Source organism: Meiothermus hypogaeus (assembly GCF_003574035.1).
GTDB lineage: Bacteria > Deinococcota > Deinococci > Deinococcales > Thermaceae > Meiothermus > Meiothermus hypogaeus.
The window spans coordinates 1-6,697 of the sequence record NZ_QWKY01000124.1; the positions used below are offsets into that span (position 1 = coordinate 1).

Annotated in this window: 8 protein-coding genes; 5 read left to right on the plus strand and 3 right to left on the minus strand. The window is 58.7% G+C overall.

Going from position 1 to position 6,697, the window contains the following annotated elements:
• Positions 1–288: 288 nt before the first annotated feature.
• The 3 genes from Mhypo_RS16895 to Mhypo_RS16905 form a co-directional block, all read right to left on the minus strand.
• On the minus strand, positions 289–891 hold the full coding sequence (locus Mhypo_RS16895) for an NUDIX hydrolase (RefSeq protein WP_119342411.1): 603 nt from the start codon (positions 889–891) through the stop codon (positions 289–291).
• Positions 892–970: 79 nt separating this feature from the next.
• Positions 971–1,591 (minus strand): MazG family protein, encoded by a 621-nt coding sequence (locus tag Mhypo_RS16900; protein WP_119342412.1) that lies wholly within the window; start codon positions 1,589–1,591, stop codon positions 971–973.
• Between the two features lie 235 nt (positions 1,592–1,826).
• Positions 1,827–2,297: a hypothetical protein gene (locus tag Mhypo_RS16905; protein WP_119342413.1), complete on the minus strand. Its 471-nt coding sequence runs from the start codon at positions 2,295–2,297 to the stop codon at positions 1,827–1,829.
• A gap of 175 nt (positions 2,298–2,472) precedes the next feature.
• Here Mhypo_RS16905 and Mhypo_RS16910 point away from each other — a divergent pair, with 175 nt between their 5' ends.
• The 5 genes from Mhypo_RS16910 to Mhypo_RS16930 form a co-directional block, all read left to right on the plus strand.
• On the plus strand, positions 2,473–3,087 hold the full coding sequence (locus Mhypo_RS16910) for an SCO family protein (protein ID WP_119342414.1): 615 nt from the start codon (positions 2,473–2,475) through the stop codon (positions 3,085–3,087).
• Between the two features lie 400 nt (positions 3,088–3,487).
• A complete protein-coding gene (gene rpsL / locus Mhypo_RS16915) occupies positions 3,488–3,904 on the plus strand; it encodes a 30S ribosomal protein S12 (protein WP_119342415.1) in 417 nt (138 codons plus the stop codon).
• Between the two features lie 7 nt (positions 3,905–3,911).
• Entirely contained in the window at positions 3,912–4,382 is a 471-nt protein-coding gene (rpsG, locus tag Mhypo_RS16920; protein ID WP_119342416.1) for a 30S ribosomal protein S7, read from the plus strand.
• Between the two features lie 2 nt (positions 4,383–4,384).
• Positions 4,385–6,478, plus strand: coding sequence for an elongation factor G (fusA, locus tag Mhypo_RS16925; RefSeq protein ID WP_119342417.1), 2,094 nt, complete (start codon positions 4,385–4,387; stop codon positions 6,476–6,478).
• Positions 6,479–6,537: 59 nt separating this feature from the next.
• The coding region (locus Mhypo_RS16930; RefSeq protein WP_240637341.1) for a GTP-binding protein at positions 6,538–6,697 on the plus strand (160 nt) is incomplete at its 3' end.

The window sequence follows — 6,697 nt, forward strand, 5'->3', positions numbered from 1 at the left end:
CGCGGATAACTTCCAAGGGGCGGTATCGCCCTCCGCTACGCGGATAACTTCCAAGGGGCGGTATCGCCCTCCGCTACGCGGATAACTTCCAAGGGGCGGTATCGCCCTCCGCTACGCGGATAACTTCGGCCCTGTTGATTCGGTACCGTGCGGTAACGAATCAACCGAATCTGGTATAAGTTGCGCCAGGGTAGATTAGCGGAACCAGCGGATGCGGCAATCGCGTACCTGGCGCAATTCCCTACGGGCGTTTTGGTGTTTCATCTCGTATTTCAGTGATGGAGACACCTAAAGGCGTACTTCTCGAATACGCTCCAGAAAATCGTGCACGATATTGCCGGTCACACCCCAGATGTCGTAGCCGCGCCAGGGGTAGTGCCAGACCTTGCGCCGTAGTTTTCCTTCCAGTTCGGAAAACTCCCCGCCCAGGCCTTTGGGGAACCGGTTGTTTGGAGGTGGGGTGCGTTCCTCGACAAAGGCGGGGGTGGCCAGCAGCTCGTCAATAGGCACCCAGAGCAAGGAGTCTACTTCCTCGGGGTTGGGGGTCAGGCGGGGTTTTTGGGTAATCCGGCCCAGCAAGGGAAACACCCGGTAGCCAAAAGGGGAGAGGGTGGGGTTCAGGTGCCCCAGAATTTCAACGTGCGCAGGGTACAAACCTACCTCTTCCTGGGCCTCGCGCAAGGCGGCTTCTTCTGCGGTTTCTCCATCGGCAAAGCGGCCTCCGGGGAAGCTAATCTGGGCGGCATGGTGGGACAGATGGGCGCTGCGCACCGTAAATAAAAGCTGCCCCTCCCACACCGGAAGTAACACTGCGGCGTCCACAAAGCCCTCGGGTAGAAGCATTTGCTCTGGAGGACGTGCAACTACTGCTTTAAGGACGTCTGCTTTCATGGCGTCTAGAGTGGATGCTCTTGCGCGCTACTGGCGCAGCAAACCAAAGACCTTCCTAAAAAAGCATTATGGCCTCTTTTTACCGGGCTTTTTGTGGTGTTTGACCGTTTTGCAAGCAGCTTTGCTCGCAGCGCTCGCGCAGCAAAACCTCTGGATTTACCTTCTCCTTGCGACACCAGGCGACCAGCAGCCACAGCACCTCGGCTATTTCACCGCGCTCTATGGCTTCTCTAAGGTCGTCCTTCCCAGGATGGGGTGTGCCGAGCCTATTCTGAATTTCCGTTGCTCGGGCTAGGGCACCCAGGCTGCGCGGCACCTGGTCGCAAACCGACGCAGAGGTTTTGCCTTCGCTGGCCTTGATGGCCTTCCAGTTGGCCATAACGGCCTCGGGGGTATCGGCCCTGACATCGCCAAACACGTGCGGGTGGCGCCGGATGAGCTTGTCCACAATGGATTGCTCCACCTGTGGATAAGAAAAAGTGCCCTCCTGCTCAGCAATTACCGAATGAAATGCCACCTGCAAGAGCACATCCCCCAGCTCTTCGGCAATTGCCTGGGGGTTGCCCCGGCCTATGGCATCCACAGCCTCGGCGGCCTCCTCGAGCAGGTACGGGCGCAGGCTCTGGTGGGTTTGCTCTTTGTCCCAGGGGCATCCATTGGGTGCGCGCAGTCGGCGCATCACTTCCAGTAGACGTTCCATGTTCTATAGCCTAGCGGGTTTGGCAGGATTAATCAGGTCTCATACCAGATTCGGTTGATTCGTTACCTTTAGGTAACGAATCAACCCGACCGAAGTTATCCGCGTAGCGGAGGGCGATACCGCCCGTTGGAAGGGAGACGCTTTCTTCGCCGACCGTTCGGGAGGGGAGTGCTCTAGGATTCAAAAAGACAGCCTACGGGTTTTTGGTTTGTAAACTGTCTTTTTGAATCCGGTATTACTTTAGCAAACGCCAGAGCAGGAAGCCGCCGGCCCAGGAGCACCCAAGCAGAATCAGGCTGAGCGGATCCACCGGTGCGGTGTCGCCCAGCGCAAAGCCCTGGGGGCTAGGGTAGGGAAGACCGGTGGTGCGGGTCAGTACAAACAACAGCGTAACAAGCCCGACCAGCCAGAGCCCGCCTTTGTAGGTTCCGGGCTCTAGGCTGCCGGGCATCTCGAGCAATTTTGCCAGCAGCAAGAAACCCCCGTACATGAGCTGAAACCCCAGCAGCAGCATGAACAAGACTGCATACCAGAAGCCTGCTCCCTGGAGCCCGAGCGGGGTTTCGTTACCAAACAGCTCACCACACAGCCCACCCCCCAGCAAGGTGTTGCCCAGCCCCAGCAATTGCAAGAAGAAAGGCGCCATGAAGAGGGCCCCGGCCCAGCGCACCTGGGGCTTAGAGAAAGCAACGGCTCGACTATCCATCCCCTTCATCTTGTCGTTAGGGCGTGAGACCAATGTAAAGTAGCTTGCCTTGTCTACCCCGCCCAGCGTCCTTGGTAAGGCGAACTGTTAGCCAAGGGACATTTGCCCAAGGTTGGCTTGTCTAGGGTTTAATCCGGAGAGGGTTATCATAGCCCCCAAGGCCAGGAGCGAAAAAATGCCACGACGCGTAATTTGGATTACCCTTATCGCAGGCTTGCCCCTGTTGCTGGCCATAGCGGCCTTTTTTTTGTCGCGCGATACCTACCAGCCCTACGGCACCCGCCTTCTGAACATCCGTCCGGTAGAAGCCAACCAGTTTACCCTCACCGCACACGACGGCTCGAGCAAGAGCCTTACCGACTTTCAGGGCAAGGTGGTCTTGATTTTCTTCGGTTTTGTGAACTGTCCCGATGTATGTCCGACTACCTTGCTCGAGCTCAGTAAGGTCTATAAAGCCCTGACCCCTGCCGAGCAAGCACAGGTGCAGGTCTTGCTTATCTCGGTAGACCCCGAGCGGGACACCCTGGAAAAGCTGCGCGACTATGTCACCTTCTTTAGCCCAAGCTTTCTGGGTCTCACCGGCAGCCCCGAGCAGATTGCTGAGGTGGCCAAAAAGTATGGGGTTTTCTACCAGAAATCCGCTATCAAGTCGCCTACCGAGTACAACGTAGACCACACTGCTACGGTTTTTGCCCTGGATCCCAAGGGCCAGTTGCGACTTGTGTACGGTAACGGCAAGGCAGCAGAAACCGAGCGGGTGGTGCGGGATGTGCGCTGGTTGCTCAGGTAAGGCCGCCAATACCGATCCCCTTGTTGCTTCTGCCGCCCGGGATGGAGACGTGCTTGCAATAGGAAGGTGCAGGCCCTGGTGCTTGCGCCTTATGTGAACAAAGTCAATATCTTCCTCGAGTTCAGTTCCACACTGCGATTCTGGCCCCTTGATTAACTCGTAACGGCCGTATATACTTCTAGGGTTGCGTTGCCTCAGGCCAGCCCCGGCCATGAGGTCACATCGGTTGCGCTCACGGGAAATCCGCCGCGCACAGCGATTCTTGAGAATCCAGGGGCGAACCTCGGGCCACCGGCCTGATTCGCTTCTCGACGGAAACCCCGCACCGAGCGCAGCGCAAATACGCAGACCTCCGTGTGGGGTTTTCGGTTTAGAGAGAAGCTTAGTCGAACGAAAGGATGTGATTACACTGCCAACCATCAACCAACTCCTCCGTAAAGGCCGTGCTCCGGTGGTCAAGAAGAGCAAAGTGCCCGCCCTGAAGGGAAGCCCCTTCCGCAAAGGGGTTTGCACCGTGGTGCGTACCGTTACCCCCAAGAAGCCCAACTCGGCGCTGCGTAAGGTGGCCAAGGTGCGCCTCTCGAGCCAGTACGAAGTCACCGCTTATATCCCAGGCGAAGGCCACAATTTGCAGGAGCACTCGGTGGTGCTCATCCGCGGGGGCCGTGTAAAGGATCTGCCGGGGGTGCGCTACCACATCGTGCGTGGTATCTACGACACCCAGGGCGTAAAAGATCGCAAGAAGAGCCGCTCCAAGTACGGGGCCAAGCGGCCCAAGGCCGATGCCAAGGGCGCGGCGGCCAAGGGTAAGAAATAGGTGAGTTATGTCGCGGAGAAGACAAGCTGAAGTTCGCCAGCTCGAGCCCGACCACCTCTACGGCGATGTGGTGGTGTCGGCGCTCATCAACCGCATGATGCGGGATGGCAAGAAGAACCTAGCAGCCCGAATTTTCAAGGATGCCTGCGAAATTATCCAGGAGAAAAGTGGCCAGGAGCCCCTCAAGGTCTTCAAGGCTGCCCTGGATAACGTGCGGCCCCGTGTCGAGGTGCGCAGCCGCCGGGTAGGTGGGGCCAACTACCAGGTTCCGGTCGAGGTATCGCCTCGCCGCCAGCAAACCCTGGCAATTCGCTGGATTGTTAATGCCTTCAACAGCCGGGGCGAGCGCGAGGCCCATCAGCGCCTGGCTGCCGAGCTGCTCGAAGCTGCCGAGGGCAAGGGTGGGGCGGTCAAGAAGAAGGAAGACGTCGAGCGTATGGCCGAAGCCAACCGAGCCTACGCCCACTACCGGTGGTAAGTATGTCCGTCAAGACTGGTTTTGACCTAAAACTTTTCCGCAACATCGGGATTGCGGCCCACATCGACGCGGGTAAAACCACCACTACCGAGCGCATCCTCTACTACACCGGTCGCATCCACAAAATCGGTGAGGTGCACGAAGGTGCGGCCACCATGGACTGGATGGAGCAGGAGCGCGAGCGTGGTATTACCATCACGGCAGCCGTCACTACCGCCAACTGGAAACACAGCGGTACGGGGGTGGAGCACCGCATCAACATCATCGATACCCCCGGCCACGTGGACTTCACCATCGAGGTGGAGCGCTCCATGCGCGTGCTGGATGGTGCGGTGGCGGTCTTCGATGCCTCGCAGGGGGTGGAGCCCCAGTCTGAAACCGTCTGGCGTCAGGCCGACAAATACCGGGTGCCCCGCATCGCCTTTGCCAACAAGATGGACAAGACCGGGGCCGATATCTGGCTGGTGATTAACACCATGAAGGAACGCCTGGGCGCCAAGCCGGTGCTGATGCAACTGCCCATTGGCCGCGAAGATACCTTCAAAGGCATCATTGATGTGCTGCGCCAGAAGGCCTACCTGTATGGCAACGACCTCGGCACCGATATCAAAGAGGTCGAAATCCCCGAGGACATGAAGGCGCAGGCGGCCGAATACTTCGAGAAGCTCGTCGAAGCGGCGGCCGACTACGACGAGAACATCATGATGAAGTTCCTCGAGGGGGAAAAGCCTACCGAGGAAGAGCTCATCCGGGCTATTCGCAAAGGCACCATCGCCATCGAGATTTTCCCGGTTTTCTTGGGCTCGGCCCTGAAGAACAAAGGGGTGCAGTTGCTGCTTGATGGGGTCGTAGACTTCCTGCCTTCCCCCCTGGATATTCCCCCCATCAAGGGCAAGACCGAAAGCGGGGAGGAGGTCGAGCGTCCCGCCGATCCCAACGCCCCGTTGGCCGCGCTGGCCTTCAAAATCATGGCCGACCCCTATGTGGGCCGCCTGACCTTCATCCGGGTCTACTCGGGTACCCTCAAGTCGGGTTCCTACGTGCAGAACACCACCAAGGGCAAGAAGGAGCGGGTCGCCCGCTTGCTCCAGATGCACGCCAACCACCGTGAAGAGGTGGAGGAATTGAAGGCGGGCGAGCTGGGTGCGGTGGTGGGTCTCAAAGAGACCATTACCGGCGATTCGCTGGTAGGCGATGGCGATGAGCCGATTATCCTCGAGTCCATCGAGATCCCCGAGCCGGTCATTGACCTGGCCATTGAACCCAAGACCAAGGCTGACCAGGACAAGCTGGGCGTGGCCCTGTCGCGCCTGGGCGAGGAAGACCCCACCTTCCGGGTTTCCACCGACCCCGAGACCGGCCAGACCATCATCTCTGGCATGGGCGAGCTGCACCTGGAGATCATCGTGGATCGCCTCAAGCGGGAGTTCAAAGTAGATGCCAACGTGGGCAAGCCCCAGGTGGCCTATCGTGAGACCATCACCCGCCCGGTGGATGTCGAAGGCAAGTTTGTACGCCAGTCCGGTGGGCGTGGCCAGTATGGTCACGTCAAGATCAAGGCTGAACCCCTGGGCCGTGGCTCGGGCTTTGAGTTCATCAACGCCATCGTGGGTGGGGTGGTGCCCCGCGAATACATCCCGGCCGTGCAGAAGGGGATTGAAGAGGCCATGCAGTCTGGCCCCCTCACGGGTTTCCCCATTGTGGACTTGAAGGTCACCCTCTACGACGGTAGCTACCACGAGGTGGACTCCTCTGAAATGGCCTTCAAGATTGCTGGCTCCATGGCCATCAAGGAGGCCATCGAGAAGGGTGGTGCGGCCATCCTCGAGCCCATCATGCGCGTCGAGGTGATCACCCCTGAAGAATTCCTGGGCTCGATCATCGGCGACCTCAACAGCCGCCGGGGGCAGATCCAGGGTATGGAAGAGCGCGGCAATGCTCGACTGGTGCGGGCTTACGTTCCCCTGGCCGAGATGTTCGGTTATGCCAACGATATGCGCTCGATGAGCCAGGGCCGGGCCCAGTTCTCGATGTTCTTCGATCACTACGAGCAGGTTCCCCAGAACATTGCTCAGAAGCTGATTAAGGGTCAGTGAGGTCGAAGGCCGGTAACCCTGTAAACCCAACTACTGAGATCATAAGGAGATAACCAGATATGGCGAAAGGCGTATTTGAGCGCACCAAACCTCACGTAAACGTGGGGACCATCGGACACGTAGACCACGGAAAGACCACCCTGACGGCGGCGATTACCTTCGTGGCGGCGGCGGCCAACCCCAACGTGGAGGTACAGGCCTACGATCAGATCGACAAGG

Excerpts from the sequence above, each read along its gene's own strand:
- Mhypo_RS16895 (WP_119342411.1), bottom strand. The coding sequence starts at position 891 with ATGAAAGCAGACGTCCTTAAAGCAGTAGTTGCACGTCCTCCAGAGCAA.
- Mhypo_RS16900 (WP_119342412.1), bottom strand. The coding sequence starts at position 1,591 with ATGGAACGTCTACTGGAAGTGATGCGCCGACTGCGCGCACCCAATGGA.
- Mhypo_RS16905 (WP_119342413.1), bottom strand. The coding sequence starts at position 2,297 with ATGGATAGTCGAGCCGTTGCTTTCTCTAAGCCCCAGGTGCGCTGGGCC.
- Mhypo_RS16910 (WP_119342414.1), top strand. The coding sequence starts at position 2,473 with ATGCCACGACGCGTAATTTGGATTACCCTTATCGCAGGCTTGCCCCTG.
- rpsG (WP_119342416.1), top strand. The coding sequence starts at position 3,912 with ATGTCGCGGAGAAGACAAGCTGAAGTTCGCCAGCTCGAGCCCGACCAC.
- fusA (WP_119342417.1), top strand. The coding sequence starts at position 4,385 with ATGTCCGTCAAGACTGGTTTTGACCTAAAACTTTTCCGCAACATCGGG.